Origin of the sequence: Polynucleobacter sp. IMCC 29146 (genome assembly GCF_021395195.1) — a bacterium.
GTDB lineage: Bacteria > Pseudomonadota > Gammaproteobacteria > Burkholderiales > Burkholderiaceae > Polynucleobacter.
In genome coordinates this window covers 276,053-299,222 of the sequence record NZ_JAJVCR010000003.1, presented here as the reverse complement: position 1 = coordinate 299,222, position 23,170 = coordinate 276,053, and the positions used below count along the sequence as shown (strand labels likewise).

The 23,170-nt window shown below is 46.5% G+C and carries 19 protein-coding genes; 7 read left to right on the top strand and 12 right to left on the bottom strand.

The window, feature by feature from the left end; all coding sequences use genetic code 11:
* Positions 1-43: 43 nt before the first annotated feature.
* The gene (locus tag LZT22_RS05305) at positions 44-598 is read left to right on the top strand and encodes a YhbY family RNA-binding protein (RefSeq protein WP_233924023.1); all 555 of its coding nucleotides are present in this window, start codon (positions 44-46) and stop codon (positions 596-598) included.
* 38 nt (positions 599-636) lie between these two features.
* Here LZT22_RS05305 and LZT22_RS05300 read toward each other — a convergent pair whose 3' ends face one another.
* From LZT22_RS05300 to gloB, 7 genes are all read right to left on the bottom strand, one after another.
* Positions 637-1,140 carry a DUF4149 domain-containing protein gene (locus LZT22_RS05300; protein ID WP_233924022.1) on the bottom strand — a complete coding sequence of 168 codons (504 nt, stop codon included), beginning with the start codon at positions 1,138-1,140 and terminating at the stop codon, positions 637-639.
* A 12-nt stretch (positions 1,141-1,152) separates the two neighbouring features.
* Positions 1,153-1,629: a transcription elongation factor GreA gene (greA, locus tag LZT22_RS05295; RefSeq protein WP_233924021.1), complete on the bottom strand. Its 477-nt coding sequence runs from the start codon at positions 1,627-1,629 to the stop codon at positions 1,153-1,155.
* Positions 1,630-1,644: 15 nt separating this feature from the next.
* Positions 1,645-4,917: a carbamoyl-phosphate synthase large subunit gene (gene carB, locus LZT22_RS05290; protein ID WP_233924020.1), complete on the bottom strand. Its 3,273-nt coding sequence runs from the start codon at positions 4,915-4,917 to the stop codon at positions 1,645-1,647.
* Positions 4,910-6,130 carry a glutamine-hydrolyzing carbamoyl-phosphate synthase small subunit gene (gene carA, locus LZT22_RS05285; RefSeq protein WP_233924019.1) on the bottom strand — a complete coding sequence of 407 codons (1,221 nt, stop codon included), beginning with the start codon at positions 6,128-6,130 and terminating at the stop codon, positions 4,910-4,912. Before carA ends, carB begins: the two co-directional genes overlap by 8 nt.
* A gap of 141 nt (positions 6,131-6,271) precedes the next feature.
* On the bottom strand, positions 6,272-8,176 hold the full coding sequence (locus tag LZT22_RS05280) for a propionate--CoA ligase (protein ID WP_233924018.1): 1,905 nt from the start codon (positions 8,174-8,176) through the stop codon (positions 6,272-6,274).
* Positions 8,177-8,197: 21 nt separating this feature from the next.
* Entirely contained in the window at positions 8,198-9,673 is a 1,476-nt protein-coding gene (locus LZT22_RS05275; RefSeq protein ID WP_233924017.1) for a transglycosylase SLT domain-containing protein, read from the bottom strand.
* Complete coding sequence (gene gloB / locus LZT22_RS05270; protein ID WP_233924016.1) at positions 9,592-10,437, bottom strand: hydroxyacylglutathione hydrolase; 846 nt, start codon at positions 10,435-10,437, stop codon at positions 9,592-9,594. Before gloB ends, LZT22_RS05275 begins: the two co-directional genes overlap by 82 nt.
* Positions 10,438-10,469: 32 nt before the next feature.
* On the opposite strand from gloB, the gene LZT22_RS05265 reads away from it, so the two are divergent.
* The 5 genes from LZT22_RS05265 (at position 10,470) to dnaQ (ending at position 17,002) form a co-directional block, all read left to right on the top strand.
* Complete coding sequence (locus tag LZT22_RS05265; RefSeq protein ID WP_233924015.1) at positions 10,470-11,273, top strand: class I SAM-dependent methyltransferase; 804 nt, start codon at positions 10,470-10,472, stop codon at positions 11,271-11,273.
* Complete coding sequence (gene rnhA, locus LZT22_RS05260; RefSeq protein WP_233924014.1) at positions 11,266-11,721, top strand: ribonuclease HI; 456 nt, start codon at positions 11,266-11,268, stop codon at positions 11,719-11,721. Before LZT22_RS05265 ends, rnhA begins: the two co-directional genes overlap by 8 nt.
* 135 nt (positions 11,722-11,856) lie before the next feature.
* On the top strand, positions 11,857-13,209 hold the full coding sequence (locus LZT22_RS05255; RefSeq protein ID WP_233924013.1) for an efflux RND transporter periplasmic adaptor subunit: 1,353 nt from the start codon (positions 11,857-11,859) through the stop codon (positions 13,207-13,209).
* A complete protein-coding gene (locus LZT22_RS05250) occupies positions 13,206-16,304 on the top strand; it encodes an efflux RND transporter permease subunit (RefSeq protein ID WP_233924012.1) in 3,099 nt (1,032 codons plus the stop codon). Before LZT22_RS05255 ends, LZT22_RS05250 begins: the two co-directional genes overlap by 4 nt.
* 2 nt (positions 16,305-16,306) lie before the next feature.
* On the top strand, positions 16,307-17,002 hold the full coding sequence (dnaQ, locus tag LZT22_RS05245) for a DNA polymerase III subunit epsilon (RefSeq protein ID WP_233924011.1): 696 nt from the start codon (positions 16,307-16,309) through the stop codon (positions 17,000-17,002).
* A 22-nt stretch (positions 17,003-17,024) separates the two neighbouring features.
* Here dnaQ and LZT22_RS05240 read toward each other — a convergent pair whose 3' ends face one another.
* From LZT22_RS05240 to LZT22_RS05225, 4 genes are all read right to left on the bottom strand, one after another.
* A complete protein-coding gene (locus LZT22_RS05240) occupies positions 17,025-18,098 on the bottom strand; it encodes a tartrate dehydrogenase (RefSeq protein WP_370635190.1) in 1,074 nt (357 codons plus the stop codon).
* A gap of 114 nt (positions 18,099-18,212) precedes the next feature.
* The gene (locus LZT22_RS05235) at positions 18,213-18,872 is read right to left on the bottom strand and encodes a SprT family zinc-dependent metalloprotease (protein WP_233924010.1); all 660 of its coding nucleotides are present in this window, start codon (positions 18,870-18,872) and stop codon (positions 18,213-18,215) included.
* A gap of 16 nt (positions 18,873-18,888) precedes the next feature.
* Positions 18,889-19,878: a Bug family tripartite tricarboxylate transporter substrate binding protein gene (locus tag LZT22_RS05230; protein WP_370635186.1), complete on the bottom strand. Its 990-nt coding sequence runs from the start codon at positions 19,876-19,878 to the stop codon at positions 18,889-18,891.
* 33 nt (positions 19,879-19,911) lie between these two features.
* Positions 19,912-21,033, bottom strand: a complete 1,122-nt coding sequence (locus LZT22_RS05225; RefSeq protein WP_233924009.1) for an NADH:flavin oxidoreductase/NADH oxidase — start codon at positions 21,031-21,033, stop codon at positions 19,912-19,914.
* 128 nt (positions 21,034-21,161) lie between these two features.
* Between LZT22_RS05225 and LZT22_RS05220 the strand changes: the two genes are divergently transcribed.
* A complete protein-coding gene (locus LZT22_RS05220; protein ID WP_233924008.1) occupies positions 21,162-22,682 on the top strand; it encodes a CoA-acylating methylmalonate-semialdehyde dehydrogenase in 1,521 nt (506 codons plus the stop codon).
* Positions 22,683-22,719: 37 nt separating this feature from the next.
* Here the strand turns inward: LZT22_RS05220 and LZT22_RS05215 are convergent, their stop codons facing one another.
* A complete protein-coding gene (locus tag LZT22_RS05215; RefSeq protein ID WP_233924007.1) occupies positions 22,720-23,154 on the bottom strand; it encodes a DUF1178 family protein in 435 nt (144 codons plus the stop codon).
* Between the last annotated feature and the right edge of the window lie 16 nt (positions 23,155-23,170).

Genomic DNA, 23,170 nt, shown 5'->3' with positions numbered 1-23,170 from the left:
AGTGCAAATGCGTGTAATTTCGAATGCACTATCATCGCAAGCTATGACTAAATTAACCATTACCCCTGCCCAACGCAAATCGCTTAAAGCCAAAGCCCATGATCTTAATCCTGTTGTCATGATTGGCAATGCTGGCTTGAGTGCCAACGTCATCAAAGAAGCGCAATTGGCACTTAAAAGCCATGAGCTGATTAAAATTCGGGTGCTGGGCGATGATCGTGAATTACGTGCCGAGATGTACGCCAAGCTTTGCGACGCTTTGCACGCAGCCCCAGTACAACAGATTGGCAAACTATTCGTAGTCTGGCGCCCCAAACCTACTGCCGCAGAAGATGAAGCTTTTGCACGCTCGGCTAAAAAGACCAAGAAAAAAATTCAAGCCCCACGAACTGCGCTCAAGACAACGCGCAAGACCGCAAGCAAAAAAGTCAGCACGCCACCAAAAACAGTTGGCAAAGGCTCGAAAGCGCCGGTACGTGAATCTAAAATTGGCTGGACTTCGGCAGGCTACACCTCGCGCAAATTAAGCGCGCCAGCACCAAACCCTAAGCGGCGCAAAGTGCGCCAAAGCAGTACTAAGAAAAAATTATTGGGGTAATACAAATGGTTTAGCTGAGTTTATTGGTTTAGCTGAATCTATTCCGCTTTTCCACTCAACCGCCATACCAAGACTAAACCCAAAACACTTTGGCATAAAAATAAAATGCTCGACATGCCATGAAGCCTACTAAATAAAGTAGCTGATGGTGAAAGCATCACTGGCATACCCTGCTGTAAAGCCTGATCGCGTATCATTTCTAACCAAGGAATGAGAATAAATGTCGCGCATAAAGTACAAATCAGCATGCCTAGTAATAACCAGCGAACGAGACGAAATTGATTCAAGCCGCGATTGATCAGTAAATTGGCAAAAACCAAAAGCCCTACAGATGTCACCAAACTTACATAAGCCTCGACCCGGAAAATTGCGCCAGCCATCATGCCAGCGGCTTGCCGATCAAAGAGTTGAGAAAAAATGGTTGGAGCGACCAAGTAACCGACGGTTAATATACTGCCAACCCATAAATTGCTGAGTATCATGAATAGGCGCCGTGCACCAGCATAGCTTGAATTTACTGGTACCACTTCGACCATCGGCATAGCTGAAATAAATTAAATATACCGTACAGCTAAAATTTCAACTTCGCGATTGCCGCCAGGCGCTTGCACTTTAACCACGTCGCCCTCTTCCTTGCTGATTAAAGCCCGCGCAATAGGTGAGCTAATAGAAATTTTATTGACCGCGATATCAGCCTCATCATCACCCACAATTTGGTAGGTAAACTTCGTGCCATTTTCTAAATCTTCTAAATCGACCGTGGCTCCAAAAACAACTTGCCCATTGACGTCTAAGGTAGCAGGATCAATAATTTGGGCGGCGGCTAATTTACTTTCCAGATCTTGAATCCGACCCTCAATAAAACCTTGCTTTTCTTTTGCGGCATCGTACTCGGCATTTTCAGAAAGATCGCCTTGGGCACGGGCTTCTGAAATTGCGTTAATCACCGCTGGGCGCTCGACGTGCTTCAAGCGCTGCAGCTCTTCTTTCAAAAGTTGCGCGCCAAGCTTAGTTAATGGAATTGTGCTCATAACCCTAATTCTAAGCTATGGCAGTGAGCGGTGTAAATCCTGCAAGGAATAGACCGCTAAAGCATCTTTGCCGCTATCTGAACTCTTACTAAAACTTAATAAACCTTCCATGACCGCTCTAGCTGCGCTAATGGTAGTGTAGTAAGTCACATTATTTGCTTGGGCACTTGTGCGAATCGAGCGAGAATCGGCAATGGCGGTACGGGTTTCATCAACGGTAGTAAAGACCAAGGAGATTTCCCCGTTTTTGATCATGTCAACAATATGGGGTCGACCATCTTTAACCTTATTCACCATCCGCACAGGTAATCCAGCAGCCGTAATTGCTGCGGCAGTACCTTTGGTCGCCACCATGGGAAAGCCTAATTCATGCAAGATATGGGCCACTTCTACTGCAACTGCCTTATCGCTATCTTTCACAGTCAATACGACCGTGCCACTTTTAGGCAACTTAATACCAGCGCCTAATTGCGATTTAAACAGCGCTTCACCAAAAGTTCGTCCTACCCCCATTACCTCACCAGTAGAACGCATCTCGGGGCCCAAAATGGGGTCAATACCAGGAAATTTATTAAAGGGAAAGACCGCTTCTTTAACTGAGAAGTAAGTTGGAATAACCTCGGCCACAATACCTTGCTGAGCTAATGTTTGACCAACCATACAGCGCGCGGCAATTTTTGCTAATTGCAGCCCTGTGGCCTTCGATACATAGGGAACGGTGCGCGAAGCACGCGGATTCACCTCCAGAACGTAGATGACATCTTTACCAGCTACATTCTGAATCGCAAACTGCACATTCATTAAGCCCACTACATTGAGGCCTTTAGCCATCGCTGCAGTTTGACGTTTTATTTCAGCGACTGTTGAGGGTATTAAGGAGTAAGGCGGTAAAGAGCAGGCGGAGTCACCCGAATGCACTCCAGCTTGTTCAATATGCTCCATCACCGCGCCAATAAAGACTTGCTGCCCATCGCTAATACAATCGACATCGCATTCAATCGCATCATTTAAAAAACGATCTAGTAAAACCGGTGAATCGTGCGAGACCTTCATCGCTTCACGCATATAGCGTTGTAAATCGCGGCCATCATGAACAATTTCCATTGCTCTACCACCTAATACATACGATGGCCGCACCACCAGAGGATAGCCAATTTCTTCGGCTAATATCAAGGCTTCATCTTCAGCGCGCGCGGTTCGATTTGGTGGCTGGAGCAAACCTAGGGTTTGCAACAATTTTTGAAAACGCTCACGATCTTCAGCCGCATCAATCATATCGGGTGAGGTACCAATAATTGGCACGCCGTTCGCCTCTAGGTCTAACGCTAGCTTCAACGGCGTTTGGCCGCCATATTGCACAATGACACCTAGCGGCTTTTCTTTGGCAACAATTTCTAATACGTCCTCTAAAGTAAGCGGCTCAAAGTACAAACGATCGGAAGTATCGTAGTCGGTTGACACGGTTTCAGGATTGCAATTCACCATGATGGTTTCATAGCCATCCTCACGCAAGGCTAGCGCCGCATGCACACAGCAATAATCAAACTCAATCCCTTGGCCAATCCGGTTAGGGCCACCACCTAGCACCATGATCTTGTCACGTTGACTTGGGTTAGCTTCACATTCACCGTGCTCGGCCTCATAGGTAGAATACAAATAAGCAGTATTAGTAGAAAATTCGGCAGCGCAAGTATCGACCCGCTTATAAACTGGCAACACTTTTAAGCGCTGGCGTGCAGCGCGTACCGCAGCAGTATCGACTTGCATTAATCGGGCTAAGCGACGATCAGAAAAGCCTTTTTGCTTTAAGAAACGTAATTCGGCAGCCTTTAGGGAATCAAGCTGGCGCAGCTTGACGTCTGCCTCTAGCTGGATGAGTTCCTCAATTTGTTCTAAAAACCAAGGATCAATTTTAGTTTCGTCATAAATTTCATCAAGGCTCATGCCTAATCGAAAAGCATCGCCCACATACCAAATACGCTCTGGGCCAGGTTCACCAATTTCTTGAATGATCTCTTCTAATTCAGTCGATTTTTCATCGAGTCCGTCGACCCCAACCTCTAAGCCACGTAAGGCTTTTTGAAATGATTCTTGGAAAGTGCGGCCAATTGCCATGACTTCACCAACCGATTTCATTTGCGTCGTTAAGCGTGAATCGGCTTGGGGAAATTTTTCGAAAGCAAAACGGGGAATTTTAGTTACGACGTAATCTAAGGTAGGCTCAAACGATGCTGGCGTAGCGCCACCAGTAATATCATTTTGTAATTCATCTAAGGTGTAACCCACTGCTAACTTGGCAGCAATTTTGGCAATCGGAAAGCCAGTAGCCTTTGAGGCCAAGGCCGAAGAACGCGAGACCCGGGGATTCATTTCAATAACGATCATGCGTCCATCAACCGGGTTAATAGAAAATTGCACGTTCGAACCACCTGTATCAACACCGATTTCTCGTAAGACCGCAATTGAAGCATTACGCATCAATTGATATTCTTTATCCGTTAAAGTTTGCGCTGGGGCAACGGTAATTGAATCGCCAGTATGGATGCCCATCGGATCGAGGTTTTCAATCGAGCAAACAATAATGCAGTTATCTGCTCGGTCACGCACCACTTCCATCTCAAACTCTTTCCAACCCAATAATGATTCTTCAATTAATAATTCATTAGTGGGTGATAGCTCGAGACCACGCTTACAAATTTCTTCAAATTCCTCGCGGTTATAAGCAATGCCGCCGCCAGAACCACCCATCGTAAATGAAGGACGAATGACTACTGGAAAACCGGCACTATGGGTTTCAGTTTGAAGGCGTTGTTGCACTGCTAAGGCTTCTTCCATGGTATGGGCAATGCCTGATTTAGCCGAGCCTAGGCCAATTTTCGTCATGGCATTTTTAAACTTCTGCCGATCTTCTGCTTTATCAATCGCTTCGGGAGAGGCGCCAATTAGTTCGCAACCATATTTTTCTAAAACCCCGTGACGATGCAAATCAAGTGCGCAATTTAAGGCAGTTTGGCCGCCCATTGTTGGCAAAATGGCATCGGGCTTTTCTAGCGCAATAATGCGCTCAACTACTTCCCAGGTAATGGGTTCAATGTAAGTTACATCGGCCATATCGGGATCGGTCATGATGGTCGCAGGATTACTATTAACCAAAATAACTTTGTAACCTTCATCACGCAAAGCTTTGCAAGCTTGCGCACCAGAGTAATCAAACTCACACGCTTGACCAATCACAATCGGACCAGCGCCAATAATTAAGATACTTTTTAAATCGCTACGCTTAGGCACAGGTAACCTCCTGCTGCTTAGGAGCTTGCATTAAATCTATAAAGCGATCAAACAAGTAAGCAATGTCATGGGGTCCGGGCGATGCTTCAGGGTGACCTTGGAAGCAAAAGGCCGGCTTATCTTTCCAAGCTAAGCCTTGCAATGAACCATCAAATAAAGACACGTGAGTAATGCGCACATTAGCTGGTAAGGTTTTTGCATCAACTGCAAAGCCGTGGTTTTGTGAAGTTATGGCAACCTTGCCACTCTCGAGATCTTTAACGGGATGATTTGCACCATGATGACCAAATTTCATTTTGAGGGTTTTGGCCCCCGCCGCTAAACCCATGATTTGATGTCCCAAACAAATACCAAAGGTAGGAATACCAGCGTCGATAATGGTCTTGGCAGCTGTAATGGCGTAATCGCAAGGCTCGGGATCGCCTGGGCCATTCGATAAAAATACGCCATCTGGTTTCATCGCCATCACTTCAGCGGCACTCGTTTTAGCTGGCACTATCGTTAATAAGCAGCCGCGCTCAGTTAGCATTCTTAAGATATTACGTTTCACACCAAAGTCGTAGGCCACGACATGTTTTAATTTGCCTATATTTTTTGGAGGTTTATCTTCATCAAGCAGCCGATAGGCTGGCTTACCAATGGGGCCATGCAATTCCCATTCACCTTCACGCCATTCATAGGCATATGAAGTGGTAACCACTTGCGCTAAGTCGAGACCAGCCATACCTGCAAACGATTTTGCTAACTGCAAAGCTTGTTTACTTAACTCCGCCACATTATCGCCAATACGACCGGCCACGATGGCACCTGACTGTGCACCCTTATCGCGCAATAATCGCGTTAACTTACGGGTATCGATACCAGCAATACCCGGAACCTTGGCCTCTTGCAAATAATGTTCCAAACTATCTTCAGCACGGAAATTCGAAACCCGCCGCGATAAATCTTTCACTATTAAACCTGCTGCGTAAACCTGCGCCGATTCTGCATCTTGCGCATTCACCCCCACATTACCAATGTGTGGATAAGTTAAGGTAACAATTTGCCTTGCGTAACTGGGATCAGTCAAGATTTCTTGGTAACCTGTCATGGCGGTATTAAAAACAACTTCACCAGAAGTTTCACCAGGGGCGCCAATACTGTAACCAGCAAAAACGCTGCCATCTGCGAGCGCCAGTACCGCGGGAGGAAAAGAAGGAAGTAAGGGTGACAAAAATTCTCCAATCCCTACTGCCATCCGACCCTGCTCGCCCCAAAAGACCTACCCGGGACAATTTGCGGGAGGTGAGTGTCTTTAAGCGCTAGGGTAATTTATGAGTTACGAACCCCACTATCATACCAGCTTGCCTACAGACTAGCCGCGCTTTTGCTCAATCACTTCTTTAATATGCGCCAAAACCGCTTGGTCTTCCATAGTGCTGATGTCGCCAGGATCGCGCCCTTCAGCCACTGCTTGTAAAGCACGTCGCACAATTTTTCCTGACCGCGTTTTGGGTAAAGCATGAACGATGTAGACTCTTGCTGGGCGAGCAACGGCCCCTAACTGGGAATCCACTGTTTTCATCAGTTCGGCTTCTAAAGTGGCAGTTTGTGAAGCATCCTTCGGAATAGCAAAGCCAATCGCAACTTGGCCCTTCAATTGATCAGCAATACCAACTACGGCAACCTCGGCTAAATTCGGGTGACTAGACAAACTTTCTTCAATTTCACGTGTTCCTAATCGATGGCCAGCCACATTAATTACATCATCGGTACGCCCAAGAATAAAAAAGTAACCATCACTATCTTTAATACCCCAATCGAAGGTCGAATAAATTAACTTGCCAGGAATTGATTCCCAATAGGTCTTCACATAACGCGCATCATCTCCCCAAATCGTTTGCATACAACCCGGTGGTAAGGGGCCCTCAATAGCAATTACGCCTTTGGCGTCGGCGCCTAACTCAGCGCCAGTAGCATCATCGAGCAATTTCATGTTGTACCCAAAGGAAGGTAAGCCAGGCGAACCAAATTTATGGGGCATGACCTCAACTCCACTTTGAATTGCCAAAATAGGCCAGCCGGTTTCGGTCTGCCAATAGTTATCTACTACGGGTTTATTAATGGCGCCATGAATCCAATTCGCAGTGGGTTCATCAAGTGGTTCACCAGCCAAAAATAAATAGCGCAAGCTCGACAAGTCATATTTGCTTAAAAAACTAGGGTCTTGTTTCTTCAGCACGCGCACTGCCGTTGGCGCAGAGAACATCACCGAGACTTTATATTTTTCAACTAAACTCCACCAAATTCCTGCATCGGGTCGTAACGGCGTGCCTTCATACATGATGGTCGCCATACCGTTTAAAAGTGGTGCATAAATAATGTAGCTATGCCCTACTACCCAGCCAATATCCGATGTAGTAAACATCGTCTCACCTGGCTTGCCACAAAAAATATGCTGCATGCTCGCTGTAAGGGCCACGGCATAACCACCCGTATCGCGCTGCACGCCTTTCGGTTTTCCAGTTGTGCCAGAGGTATATAAAATATAGGAGGGATGCGTGGCATCAACCCATTCCACGGGAACTTGTGCAGCGATGTTTTTTTCCCGCTCGGCAGCGTAATCTAAATCGCGCCCCGCTACAGCTGTGTATGGAGTCAACCCCCGATTCACAATGAGCACCTTGGCTGGCTTTGATACAGCTAAAGCAATCGCCTCATCTAATAAAGGCTTGTAAGGTACGCCTTTACCCATGCGCATGCCAGCCTCAGCTGAAATAATCATTTGGGGTTGCGCATCATCAATTCGCGCTGCCAAGCTATGTGAAGCAAAACCCCCAAAGACCACTGAGTGAATTGCCCCAATTCGCGCGCAAGCCAGCATGGCAAAACAGGCTTCCGCAATCATCGGCATATAAATTAAAACGCGATCGCCTTTATTTACCCCATTAGTTTTTAAAATTGCTGCCATGCGGTTCACTTCCGCATGCAACTCTTGAAAGGTGTAAGTTTTTTCTTGGTTGGTTTCGGTGGAAACTGCCACCAAAGCAATTTGGTCGCCACGTTGCGCTAAATGCCGATCGACTGCGTTGTAACAAAGATTGGTTAAGCCGCCCGCGAACCATTTACTAAAGGGTGGATTGGAATAATCCAAGACTTGATTAAACGGCTTTTCCCAATGAATAAGCTTGGCCTGCTCTCCCCAAAATTGAATTGGATCAGTAATTGAAGCTTGATGCACAGTTTTATAAGAAGTGTGTTGCTTGCTTGCCTGCACCATAGTAGTTCCGACCCCATTACGTTAGTTTTTAACAGTTACCTTGCCACTGCTAGTTGTCGCAGTTAAGGGCTTATTGGGTATATTTTTCGCAGATTTCGCTGTCTCTGTCGATGGGGATTTACGCTTAGTTGCCCCGTTTTGCGAGGCCGCCTTAGAATGCGTACCCGCTTTTTTGGGTTTTGGGGGTGGTGGCGGCTTTTCTAGGCTCAGACTTGCATTTTCAGCTAAATTCACAGAAATATCGCTGGTTTTATTGGCCAACTTTGGAACTAAAACCGTCGACCCCCCTTTAATGCGCATGCCCTTTGGAATGCCGTTTACCTCACGTAATTGCGTCACATCCACTCCAAGGGTCTTCGCAACTTGCTCGGGTGATTCTGATTTTGAAATAGTGACAGCCGTCCAAGATGCTAATGGTTTTTGATATTGTTTTAAATTCGCTTGAAAAATTTCAGCGCGACTAAACGGTAATAAAATTTGTTGATTAGCGGCGCTTAAAATAACTGGCTTATTAAATGAGGGATTTAAATTTAAAAACTCCTCAAGCGGCATCTCGGCTAAATTTGCCGCGAGTTTGACATCAATATCGCGAGTAACATCCACGGCCACAAAATACGGATGATTCTCTAATTGCGGCAAAACAATGCCATAGGCTTCTGGCTGCATCACAATATTGCGGTAGGCCATGAGTTTAGGTACATAGTTGCGCGTTTCATTCGGCATACTTAAATCGCTGTAGCCAATGGGTAAGCCCGCTGCCTGATTTTTACGAATTGCGCGTTGCACATTACCTTCGCCCCAGTTGTACGCAGCTAAAGCCAGTTGCCAATCGCCAAATTGTTTATATAAGCGCTGCAAATAATCTAGAGCGGCGTCAGTAGACTGCAATACATCGCGCCGTTCATCCCGAAATACATTTTGGGTTAACTTAAAGTCTTTACCTGTTTTAGGCATGAACTGCCATATACCCGAGGCCTTAGCAACGGACTTAGCCTGCGGATTAAACGCGCTTTCCACAAAAGGTAAGAGGGCTAACTCTGTAGGCATGCCCCGTAAATTAACCTCTTGCACGATATAAAACAAATACCGCGATGAACGTGCCATTGAGCGCTGTACATAATCGGGGCGTGCCGCAAGCCAAACTGTTTGCTGAATGACTAATGGGCTTTCGAGCTCGGGCATTTGAAAGCCATTACGAATATGAATCCACAAATTATTACTAGGTGCCTCTAAACTACTAACCGACTGTTCATTTAAATTAATGCGCGGGGCTTTTGCAGCGCGCGGGTCTTTAGAAATTGCGCCTGTGGGCGTGTCAGAACTCCATTGGGGCCCTGTTGCACAGCCCCCCAAGGCTAGGGCAGCAAGGATTGCTAGCCCGTATAACTGTAAGCTATAGCCCGTTGCACTGCGCACTAAAACTGATCTTTCCAAGCACGAATCGCTGCTAACACAGTTGCCGGGCTTTTTAGAGCGGGTTGCTGAGCAATCTTGCATGCTGCAGCGATAACATCCGCTTGATCACAACGCATAAAAGGATTAGTTTTCATTTCTTGCGCAATGGTTGTTGGTACGGTGGGTAAATGTGCTGCTCGTAAGCCCTCTGCCCGTTTGGCCCAAGTAATTAAATCAACGTTATGCGGTTCAACTGCCAAAGCAAAACGGATATTCGAAAGGGTGTATTCATGGGTACAGTACACCAAGGTGTTGCCTGGTAAGGCAGCAAATTTTGCTAAAGATGTCTGCATTTGTGTGGGTGTGCCTTCAAATAAACGACCACAACCAGAAGCAAATAAAGTATCGCCACAAAATAGCCGTGGCGGCTCTGCTCCCTGCTGCGCATCCTCGCTGGCCTCTTGAACTTGTATTGCGGGGGCAAAGTAGGCAATATGCCCCAAGGTATGACCAGGCACCTCGAGAACCTGAAAATGAATCGCAGGTGCAGCGATGGCAAACTCATCCCCCTGCATTAAAGCGTGGGTTCGTTCAGCAATCACTTCTGCCGCAGGCCCATAAACTGGTAAAGCGTCGCCATTGGGAGTGGCACTTAATAAATCGGCAATCCCGCCGATATGATCAGCGTGATAATGAGTGATCAAAATTCCGCTTAACTGCAACCGATTTTTTTGCAGATATTGAATAACGGGGGCCGCATCACCCGGATCAATAATCAGTGCACTATGACCATCGTGAATGCACCAGATATAGTTATCACTAAAGGCAGGAATCGGCCAAACTTGCAATGCTGTACTCTTGACCATGAGACGAAAACCTCGGATACAAACAAGACCTAATGATATCAACTCCCCCACCCTCCGCGGCGCATGACGCCCCACCGTGGTCTTCATGGGAACAATGGCTAAACTCGCCACCGGGCCAATATGTCTTAGCTTGGGAAGAAAAACGCTTCGCAGCCGCCGTGGGTGATGTCTTTGGCTTTCATGCTTTGCAAATTGGCTTACCCCAGCTCGACGGCTTAAACGCCAATCGGATGCCCTTGCATGTGCTCTCTGTTAGCCCTGGTGAGGTTGGCATCAAAGCGCAGAGCCAAGAGTGGCATATCGTCGAGGGTTTACCTACCGAACTCCCATTTGCTAGTCAAAGTATTGATTTAGTGCTGCTGCCCCATGTGTTGGAATTTGCGGCCGATCCCCACCAAATTTTGCGGGAAGTCGATCGTATTTTGCTACCCGAAGGCCGGGTGATTATTTCAGGATTTAATCCAGCCAGCATTTGGGGTGTCAGGCAATATTTAAGCCATTTATTTGGCACACCCTATTTACCACGAACCGGGCAATTTATTAGTCTGCTACGCCTGAAAGATTGGCTAAAATTACTGGATTATTCAGTTGATCGAGGTCATTTTGGCTGTTATAAATTTCCCTTACAAAGTTCCGCCGGCATGACAAGAATGGATTTTTTAGAACCGATGGGGAATCGCTGGTGGCCTATTTTTGGGGCCGTCTTTTTGATTTCAGCTATCAAGCGAACTCCTGGTATGCATCTGCTTGGGCGCATTCCCGCCAAACGACTTAAAGCCCTTACCCAACTTACCCCCGCTGTCGAGCAGCACGCAAGGCTACCAGGGAATGAATAAAAAAACCGCTTTACCGCACATTACGATTTATACCGATGGCGCCTGCAAAGGCAATCCTGGTCCAGGTGGTTGGGGCGCAGTTTTACGCTCAGGGCACCATGAAAAGCAATTGCATGGCGGGGCTTTGCTCACTACCAATAATCGCATGGAAATTAGCGCCGTTATTTATGCGCTACGGGCCCTCAAACAAGCTAGTTCGGTTGCCCTTTATACCGACTCTCAATACGTGCAAAAAGGGGTTACAGAGTGGCTAGATGGGTGGAAAGCCCGAAATTGGCGCACTGCCGCAAAAGCCCCAGTAAAAAATGCTGATTTATGGCAAGAACTCGATTCTTTATTGCCAGAACACACCATTTCATGGCATTGGGTGCGGGGCCATAACGGCGATCCCGGCAATGAGCTGGCCGATCAATTGGCCAATCGCGGGGTTGAAGAATTTTTACCCTAGTCAGCCCGGAAACCACGATCTTCAGTAAATTCCAGCTTATGCGAAAATGTGGCGAACCCTTGCTGGATAGAAAAAATAGGCACTGCAATAATTCAATTTGCCTTTACCTTTAACCAAGATATAAATTTAAAAACTGTGCTGCAAAAAAACTGGCTTTCCTCCACATTAGATGCTTTAGGCAAACGCACTAAAAAAACAGCCTGCGCAGTTTGGCAAAGTATTCAAGCGCTGCTGGCTCGCCCCACTGCTCAAGTACTGCTCGCGCGGTTTAAAAAAATTAATCTGGCTAGTGTCAAGGCATTTATTCGTCAATACAAATGGCGTCTTATTGCCTTGTTGATTTTGATTTACGTAGGCTCAAAAGCCTATACCTATTTCTTTCCGCCAGCAGATAAAGTAGGTGGACCACAAACCATTACCTCGGTTATTGTGCAAGCTAAAAATGTACCCTTGGTAATTGAAGCAACCGGCACCATTGTGGCAAACAGTATTGTCGATATTCGCCCCATGGTTACCAATACGGTAAGCAAAATTTTCATTAAAGATGGCCAAGAAGTGAAACAGGGTGACTTATTATTTTTGCTCGATGATCGTGTAGATAAAGCAAACTATGAAAAACTGAAGTCGCTCGCAGATGATGCGCAAAAACAATATTTACGCGCTAAAGAGCTAATGGATAAAAACTTTATCTCTAAAGCGGGGCTCGATACCTCTCTAGCCAATGCAAGATCGGCTCAAGCTGCTGCTAACGCATCACAAGTGCAGCTCTCGTTCGACTCGATTCGCGCTCCCATTAGTGGGCGCACCGGCATTATTAATGTTTTTCCAGGCTCATTGGTACAAGCCAGTAACACCGTAATCACTGCGACCAGCTCAACTGCCACTACCACCACTGGAGCCATGGTTACCATCACTCAACTTAACCCCATCAATGTGCAGTTTGTGATTTCGGAAAAAGACATTCCCATTATTCTAGAAACTCAAAGCGCGGGAACCCCTATGCAGGTTACAGTCACTGTAGGAGACTCAAGCAACAAAAGTTATGTCGGCAACGTTTTAGTGGTTGATAACCAAGTCGATCCTGTCATCGCAGCGGTACGTGTGAAGGCGCAAATCCCTAATGAAAAAGGGATCCTATTGCCAGGAGAATTTGCCCGTGTGAAGCTCAATGCTGGCGAACTGAAAGATGCATTAGTCGTACCTTCCCAAGCGATCATTATTAGCCCTAAAGGTCGCATTGTGTATATCGTTGAAGCCGGTGATAAAGTGGCTGTTAAACCCATTTCTGTGGTTTATGAATATCAAGGCCAGTCAGTTATTACTGGCGTTGCGCCCGGCAGCCGAGTGGTAGTTGAAGGCAAACAAAATTTACGTCCGGGCACCAAAATTCGTGAAGCTACACCAGCTACTGGCTCTACTCCAGTAAAAAGTGCTGCGCCTACCACAACCCCTGCCGCGCCTGTCGCCGCACCTGCTGCCGCTAAATGACACTTTCCGAGTTATGCATCCGCCGGCCAGTCATGACCGTCTTGCTATCCGTGGCTATCGTAATCGCTGGCGCCATTGCCTATTTCAAAATTCCAGTCGCAGCGTTGCCGAGTTTTAATACCCCCATTATTTCTGTCAGCGGCACCTTGCCAGGTGCTTCGCCAGAAAATATGGCTTCTTCAGTCGCGCTACCCTTAGAAAAAGAATTTTCAACGATTGACGGCATTAAAGTCATTAGCTCCAGTAATTTCTTAGGTGTTACGAACATTACCCTAGAATTTAATAACAACCGCGATATCGATAAAGCCGCTGTCGATGTGCAAGCTGCCCTACTACGCGCACAAAAACGCTTGCCAATTGAAATGACGGTGCCGCCCTCCTATCGCAAAATTAATCCTGCCGATACCCCCGTCATCGTCGTGCGTATGAGTTCACCTTCAATGAACCTTGCTGAGCTGAATGATTACGCTGAAAACTTACTTTCGCCCACAATCTCAACGATTACTGGGGTGGCACAAGTCTTAGTCTATGGAGCGAAACGCTATGCCATTCGAGTACTTGCTCGTCCTGATGCCTTAGCTAGCCGCAACCTTACCTTAGATGAAATCGCAATCGCTATAAATAAAGCAAACTCAAATAGTCCAGTGGGTGTTCTTGATGGTCCGCGTCAAGGTATTACGATTTATGCAAATGAGCAAATGCTCAAGCCCGAGCAATTTGCCAATTTAGTAGTTGCCCAACGGAATGGCCTACCGGTGTACTTAAAAGATGTAGCCAATGTCTTGCAAAGTTATGAAGATATTAAAACCTGGGCTACTGCCGATGGTGAGCGCTCGATTGCAATTGCAGTTTTACGGCAACCTAATGCCAACACAGTTGAAGTTGTTGACGCAGTAAAAAAACTGCTGCCCCAATTTCAACAACAGATGCCCGCTTCAATTAAGTTGCAATTATTAAACGATCGCTCGCTCTCAATTAAAGACTCAATTCACGATGTCAACCTCACCTTAGGCCTGACTATTTTTCTCGTGGTGTTGGTCATCTTTCTCTTCCTAAAGCACCTTTCTGCCACAATTATTCCGTCGATTAGCATGCCAATTTCACTCATTGGCGCTTTCTTTTTGCTTTATATATTAGGCTATAGCCTAGATAATATCTCGCTCCTTGGTATTACCTTAGCAGTGGGGCTCGTAGTCGACGATGCTATTGTGGTACTAGAAAATATCATGCGTTATGTTGAGAAAGGCATGGATCCTCTAAAGGCGGCACTCATTGGTAGCAAAGAAGTGGGCTTCACTATTATCTCAATCTCGATTTCTCTAGTGGCCGTATTTATTCCCCTATTCTTTATGCCAGGCCCCATTGGACTGTTATTTAATGAGTTTGCAATTGTAGTGACCTTATCCATTTTAGTTTCCGCCCTAGTGTCGTTAACTGTAGTGCCCATGCTTTGTAGTCGCTTTTTACCAAAACCAGGTGAGCACTCCATCGACAATGCCTTGTTGAGGCAATTTGACAGAATATTTGCATGGACGTTGAAGACCTACTTGCATTACCTTGATTTAGCATTACATCATCGTAAAATCGTCTTGTGGGGAGCGATCTCGACCTTTGTTATTACGGTGCTCTTATTTATGTATAGCCCTACTGGCTTTTTTCCTGAAGAAGATATTAGCCAAATTACCGCTACAACCGAAGCGGCAGAAGATATTTCTTTTACTGCCATGTTAGATTTACAAGATCGTGCTGCAGAAATTGTGCGCAAAGATCCCAATGTAGAGAGCTCAATTTCAATCATTGGTGGCGGCCTGAGTACTGGCACAAATACAGGACGCTTCTTAATTATCTTAAAACCAAAGGGTGACCGCCTCCCAATGCCTCAAGTACTTGAGGGCCTCAGAAATCAGTTTAAGCAATTACCTGGTTTAAATATTTATATGCGGCCGGTTCAAAATTTACAATTGGGTGGTCGCGTTAGTAAAAGTCGCTATCAATTCACCCTACAAAGTGTTGGGTTTGAGGGGGTTAACCAGTGGGCCGAAAAGTTACTTGAAAAAATGCGTAGTAATCCGATGTTTCGCGATGTTACTACTGACTCGCAATTAAAAGGACTCAATGTTCAAATTGACATTGATCGTGAAAAAGCAGCAGGGGCTGGAGTCAATATTGCTGATATTCGTACTGCGCTGTATAGCGCCTTTGGTCAACGACAAATCTCCACAATTTACAGCAGCGTCAACACCTACTACGTAATTCTTGAAGCTGCGCCCGAAGATCGCCAGTTTGAAACGGACCTCAATAAAATATTTGTGCGCGGGCGTGCTACCGATAAACTCATTCCACTTTCAAGTCTTGCTAGTTTTAAACGTACTATAGGCCCTACTGCAGTAAACCATCAGGGACAAATTCCGGCAGTCACGATTTCATTTAACTTGGCACCAAATATATTCTTAGGTGATGCGACCGATCAAATCGAAAAATACGTGAAAGCCATTGAATTGCCACCTTCTATTATTACGAGTTATGGCGGCGACGCCGCAGTTTTTAAAAATAATCAATCGGGACAAATCATTTTAATTTTGGCGGCGCTGGGGGTTATTTACGTACTACTCGGAGTACTTTATGAAAGCTATATTCATCCCCTCACTATTTTGGCAGGCTTACCCTCTGCAGCGATTGGCGCCTTACTCGCTCTACGCTTGTTTGGCTTTGAGCTAACGGTGATAGCTTCGATTGGTATCTTGCTGCTCATTGGCATTGTGAAGAAAAATGCGATTTTGCTAATTGACTTTGCCCTTGAGGCGCAACGTAACCATGGTATGACCCCCGAGCAAGCGATTCGTGAAGCTTGTGCCTTGCGCTTTCGCCCCATTATGATGACCACCCTAGCTGCTTTAATGGGCGCCTTACCAATTGCCTTTGGTTTAGGTGCTGGTGCAGAATTAAGACAGCCATTAGGCATTTCAGTAGCAGGCGGCCTCATTTTTTCGCAATTTGTTACTTTGATTATTACGCCCGTTATTTATCTTTACCTCGATAAATATGCTGGTACTGGGCCGATGGAAATCCCGCCTGAAGATTTGGTGGCTACTTAATCTTGCGCCAAGTTATTCTCGATACTGAAACCACTGGGTTGAATGCCGCAACTGGCGATCGCATTATTGAAATTGGTTGCGTGGAGCTCATTAATCGCCGCCTTAGTAATCGCACCTTTCATCGCTATATTAATCCTGAGCGTGAAATTGATGCGGGGGCCTATGCGGTTCACGGCCTATCACGTGAATTTCTGGCAGATAAACCCCTCTTTGCCCATATTGCCGATGAATTAATGGAATTTTTGGCTGATGCTGAAGTCATTATTCATAATGCCCCTTTTGATTTAGGTTTTCTAGAAAGTGAATTTAATCGCTTAAAGCGGGCAAGCTTTAAGGCGCAATTGAGCAATGTGATTGATACCTTGGTTGATGCTAGACAAATGTTTCCAGGTAAACGTAATTCACTCGATGCACTCTGTGACCGCTTTGCAATTAGTAACGAGCACCGCACTTTACACGGCGCTCTGTTAGATGCGCAGCTTCTTTCTGAAGTTTATTTAGCGATGACCCGTGGCCAAGAAGACCTCACCATCGATTTAATTGATTACGATAGTAAAACCGATGCTACTGGACAAGCCCGCGCACTACCCACAGACTTAATTGTCTTGCAGGCTAGTGCTGCAGATTGCGAAGCACATCAAGTTGTCATGACAGAAATCGCTAAGAGCAATAAAAAGGAGCCCGTCTGGGGCAGCTAAATAATTACCCCCTAGCCCGCAATTAAATTGCTGCGGCTATTGCCTTGCCTAAATCTGCAGTACAAGCCTTACCACCTAAGTCGGGTGTTAATGGGGCATGGTTTGGTCCAGCCGCTAAGACTTTTTCAATTGCTGAGAAAATTGCTTTGCCCGCAGCGGGGTATCCCAAATGATCTAGCATCATCGAACCACTCCAAATTTGACCAATCGGGTTCGCAATATTTTGACCAAAAATATCGGGGGCTGAACCATGAACTGGTTCAAACAATGAGGGATAAAGTCCCTCAGGGTTAATACTTCCCGATGGTGCAACTGCAATCGTGCCAGTGCATGCTGGACCCAAATCAGACAAGATATCGCCAAATAAATTGCTTGCTACGACCACATCAAAGCGATCGGGATTCATCACAAACTGCGCCGTGAGAATATCAATATGATATTTATCCATCCTTACATCAAGGTATTTTTTAGCCATTGCTTCTACTCGCTCATCCCAATATGGCATCGTAATAGCAATACCATTCGACTTCGTTGCCGACGTCAGGTGTTTCTTAGATCGGCTTTGCGCTAGATCAAAGGCAAACTTTAAAATCCGATCGGTTCCAATGCGCGTAAAAACCGATTCTTGTACGACAAATTCGCGCTCGGTATCGGGGAACATTTTGCCGCCCACGCTTGAATATTCACCTTCGGTATTTTCACGCACCACAAAGAAGTCGATATCACCAGGCTTACGGTTGGCCAAAGGACAAGGTACACCGGGCAATAATCGTACGGGGCGTAAATTCACATATTGATCAAAACCCCGTCTAAATTGAATTAAGCTACCCCACAAAGAAAGGTGGTCGGCTAAAATATTAGGCATACCCACCGCACCAAAGAAAATAGCATCGTATTTCATTAAGGTATCAAACCAATCATCGGGCAGCATCTTGCCGTGCTTCAAATAGTAGTCACAACTTGCAAAATCAAAGTGATCAAACTGAAAGTTGATACCAAACTTACTGGCTGCGATCTCTAGGGCTCTAACCCCCTCAGGCATGACTTCCTTGCCAATGCCGTCACCAGGAATAATCGCGATCTTTGGATTTTGAATGATTTTTTGTGCGCTCATAATGATGATTAATTTTAGTAAGGTAGTAAATTAGGGAAGCATTCTTAGAGTAATAACAAATGCGGTGTAGAAATTATTGTTAGGATATTTTAGCGCTTAGCTAATGGCGCGTCGAATTTCATCGGGCTCTTGTACTAGCTCGGTAAGGGTGGTATTTTCAATTGTTTGAGGCATGGCCTCGACCATTCTGAGCGAGTCTTTTGGGCAAATCGGGGCGCCATAACTAGCCCACTTCTTCAGTAAAGTGACCTCGTAACCACATTGAGGGCAGGTAGCCTTATTACGGCTGGCGTTACTCGGCCGTGGCGGTGGAAATACGATAGCTTGATGTGGATAAGGGCCAAGCTCTTGACTAATCATCATTAAACGCACTACCAGGGCCTCATTCGCTTTTGCCATTCGCGCTGGTCCTTCAAGCCCTACTGTTTGGGCGATACCTTTAAAATCTTCGCCATGCCCGCTAAAACAATCATCAACAGCATGACATAACTCATGCACCAGTGTATCTAACAAAGCTACGGGTTCATCAATTTTGGGCGAGATAAAAATTTCATTAACACTAGCGCCCGAACGTTCCCGTGGCCAACATTGCCCTAAGGTCGTACGCGGGCTACTCGATGCCGGAAATCCGCATGAGACTCGCACGGGGGGAATGGCATAACCTGCTTTAGAAAAAATGGGCTCTAAATACTTCACTGCTGCTTCTAACCACGCTTCACGCAGGGTATAAGCCTGCGGATGTTCTTGCTGGGACATTGCTACTTCTTTCTATTTAATCAAGCTTAATATTAGCGGCTTTAATCACCTTGTTCCAATAGGGCAATTCTTTTTTCAAGAGCGCATCCATTTGCTGGGGGTTGAGGTAACGCACTTCAACGCCTGCGGTATCGGCCCGTTGCTTGACTTCTGCCTGCTCTAAACTTTTTTTCACTGCCTCACTTAGCTTGAGAATGACTGGTGCCGGAGTAGCAGCAGGAGCATACAAAGCTACCCACGACTCGAGCTGAAAGCTTGGCAAGCCAGCCTCAGCCGTAGTGGGTACGTTGGGCATCGAGGGGTGACGGGTTTTGCCCGTCACTGCTAAACCTTTTAATTTGCCACTTTGCACGTGCTGCATCACCGATGGCGGTGTCGTTATAAATACCTGTACCTGTCCAGCCAAGACATCTTGAATTGCGGGTCCAGAGCCTTTATAAGGCACGTGCACCATTTCAATTCCGGTGGTTTGTTTAAAAATTTCCGTACCAATATGTGAAACCGAGCCATTACCCTGCGAAGCATAATTTAACTTGCCTGGATTGGCTTTCGCATAAGCAATCAGTTCTTTTAAGTTATTTACTGGAATTGAGGGATGCACCGCAATCACATTAGTTGAGACGGTAAGTAACGCAATTGGCGCAAAATCTTTAAGCGGATCCCACGGTAATTTATCCATTAAGGCCGGATTACCAACGTGGTATCCCGAATAGGAAATCAACAAGGTATACCCATCTGGCTTAGCTTTAGCCACAAACTGGTAAGCTGTATTGCCACTTGCTCCAGGTTTATTTTCCACAATCACCGTTTCGCCAAGAACGCGGGCAAGGGGTTCACTCAATAAACGCGCCGATGTATCGACCAAGCCACCAGGCGGATTGGGCACGATTAAAGTAATGGCGTGATCAGGGAAAGATTGCGCAACAGCAGCTTGGGTCACTGCTAGCCCTACTAATCCGCTCAGACCTAGGCTGAAAATCATTGCTAGTCGCTTAAATAATGGCATATAAACCCTTTAAATAAAAATGCTGGTTATAAATTAGCGCTGGCCAATACGTACTGCGCCAAAAACAGCTTGCGCCTCACGCGGTAAACAACGCCAATATTGACTACTAGCAGTAACTTCACCTTGTAAAGCGGCGGCAGCTTCCCAAGCCCAACGCGGTTTATAGAGGAAGGCGCGAGCCAGCGCAATTAAATCGGCATCACCAGCTTGCAAAATCGCTTCGGCTTGATGGGGATCGGTAATTAAGCCCACTGCCATGGTAGGTAAGCCCGATTTTTCTTTAACTAATTTGGCAAATGAAACTTGGTAATTGGGACCAATAGCAATTTTTTGTAAATGCGAAACGCCCCCTGATGAAACATGGACATAATTACATCCTAGGGTCTTCAGACGCAAAGCTAATTCAGCGGTTTCTTCAGGGGTCCAGCCGCCCTCAACCCAATCGCAAGCAGAAAGGCGAATGCCTAAAACGCCTTGATAAGCTGCTCTGACAGCTGTGAATAACTCAATTACCAAACGAATCCGATTCTCAAACGAGCCCCCATACTGATCAGTGCGATGGTTGGCAATAGGTGATAAAAACTGATGCAATAAATACCCATGAGCACCATGCAGTTCTACTCCATCGATCCCAATCCGCTCAGCACGTTGCGCGGCAATGACAAACGCTTGGATCAAGTCTTGAATTTCATCTGGGGTGAAGGCGCGGGGTGGTTTTTCATTGGGCAGTTGCGGCACGGCTGAAGGCGCTGATGCTTGCCAGCCGCCAGCCCCCTCATCAATTAATTGGCCACCGTGCCATGGCGAGGCGCTAGAACCTTTGCGGCCAGCGTGCGAGAGCTGAATAAAAACGGGTACTGCTGGTGCTAACGCCCTGGCCCGCGTAAGCTTATCTTTCAGCGCGGCTTCGGTACGCTCATCCCATAAACCTAAGCACACTGGTGTAATACGCGCTTCGGGTAAAACGCCGGTAGCCTCAATAATAAAAAGGCCTGCACCACTATTTAATAAATTACCCCAGTGCATGAGATGCCAGTCGGTGGCCGCACCATCAGCGGAGGAATACTGGCACATCGGTGCCACAACAATCCGATTACTTAGCTCTAATCCGCCCTTGGGCGAGCCTAAGGTGTATTTAGAAAATAACAAACTCATATGCACTTTCAACAAAAAATTGGCCAAACCGATAGAATAACGAGATCCCCATGAGGGTTCTTATTTTCGCAGGTTTTTGCCTGTAAACCCTTCATTTCAACTCCATACAATAACTAGGGTAAAACTTGATGAATGCACCGCAAGCCTTTGAAATTAAAGAAGATATTGGCCACTTTGTTGGCGGTAAAATCCTTCAACCTGGAACGGGTCGCTTTGCAGATGTGTATAACCCCGCTACTGGCGCAATTGCCAGGCGAGTTGCCTTGGCTAACCGTGCCGAGGTTGATGCGGCTGTTGAGCTTGCACAAGCTGCTTTTCCTGCATGGTCGGATACCTCGCCCCTACGGCGCGCGCGCATTCTTTTTAAATACCTCGAGCTGCTAAATCGCCATAGCGATGAATTGGCCGCCATTATTACTGCTGAGCACGGCAAAGTCTTTACAGATGCCCAAGGCGAAGTCACTCGCGGAATAGAGATTGTCGAATTCGCCACAGGTATTCCCGAGCTACTCAAAGGCGACTACACCGAGCAAGTCTCGACAGGCATCGACAATTGGGTCATGCGCCAGCCTTTAGGAGTAGTTGCTGGAATTACTCCATTTAACTTTCCGGTCATGGTGCCAATGTGGATGTTTCCAATGGCAATAGCCTGCGGCAACACTTTCATCCTCAAGCCGAGCCCTACCGACCCATCGGCTTCTTTATTCATGGCGCGCTTACTCAAAGAAGCGGGTTTGCCTGACGGTGTCTTTAACGTCGTACAAGGCGATAAAGAAGCAGTTGATGCCTTGCTTGAAAATCCTCACGTCAAGGCCCTAAGCTTTGTTGGCTCAACCCCAATTGCCAACTATATTTATGAGCGTGGCGCCCATTTTGGCAAACGCGTTCAAGCCCTCGGGGGAGCTAAAAATCACATGGTCATCATGCCCGATGCCGATATCGACAAAGCGGTTGACGCCTTAGTTGGAGCTGCTTATGGCTCCGCTGGCGAACGCTGTATGGCTATTTCAGTTGCGGTTCTGGTTGGCGATGCAGCCGATAAAGTCATGCCAAAGCTGATTGAACGGACACGGTCCCTGAAAATTAAAAACGGGATGGAGCTCGATGCCGAGATGGGGCCGATAGTAAGTCGCGCAGCCCTTGAGCGCATTACTGGGTATATAGAAAGTGGCGTAGCTAGTGGCGCCACATTATTGGTTGATGGACGCCCATTTAAATCTCCACAGTTTGCGCAAGGCTTCTGGATTGGTGGCACCCTCTTTGATAATGTCACTCCCGAGATGAAAATTTATCGTGAAGAAATTTTTGGCCCAGTACTTTCTTGCGTGCGGGTGGCTAACTTTGCCGACGCTTTGAATTTAGTCAATGCCCATGAATTTGGGAATGGCGTTGCCTGCTTTACCAGCGATGGTAATATTGCGCGCGAATTTGCCCGCCGTGTGCAAGTCGGCATGGTGGGGATTAATGTACCGATTCCTGTGCCCATGGCCTGGCATGGCTTTGGTGGCTGGAAGCGCTCCATCTTTGGCGATACCCACGCCTACGGCAAAGAAAGTGTCCGTTTTTATACTAAGCAAAAAAGTGTGATGCAGCGCTGGCCAGAAAGTATTAGCAAAGGCGCAGAATTCGTCATGCCAACCTCAAAGTAACTGCAAATCATTAACAACTTAATAGAAATTAAGTGGCTTACTGCAGGGTATTTTTAAGGATTGGAAGCGCGGGCAAAGCTAATACCTGAATGCCCTCTTCTCGTAATGATTCTGCTTCGTCTTGCGTTGTTTGGCCGCGAATATTGCGTTCGGGGGCTTCATGGTAATGAATGCGCCGCGCCTCTTCAGCAAATGCAGTGCCAACATCTTCTGCACCATTAATTAATTGGCGCACGCCCTTTAAAAAGGCCTCCTGCATTTGTGGTTCAAGCTGAGTCTGTGTTTGCACTGCATTGCGCTCGCCAAGCCGATCACCAATATGGGGTGCAGAAGGTAGCCGAATAACCTCATTGCTATTACATATTGGACAAGTTAATAGACCATTCGCCTGTTGTGATAGGCAATCTGCCTCCGAAGCAAACCAGCCTTCAAAAGAATGGGTCAGTGCACAAGAAAGGTTATAGACTTTCATACCAATAATAGATAAG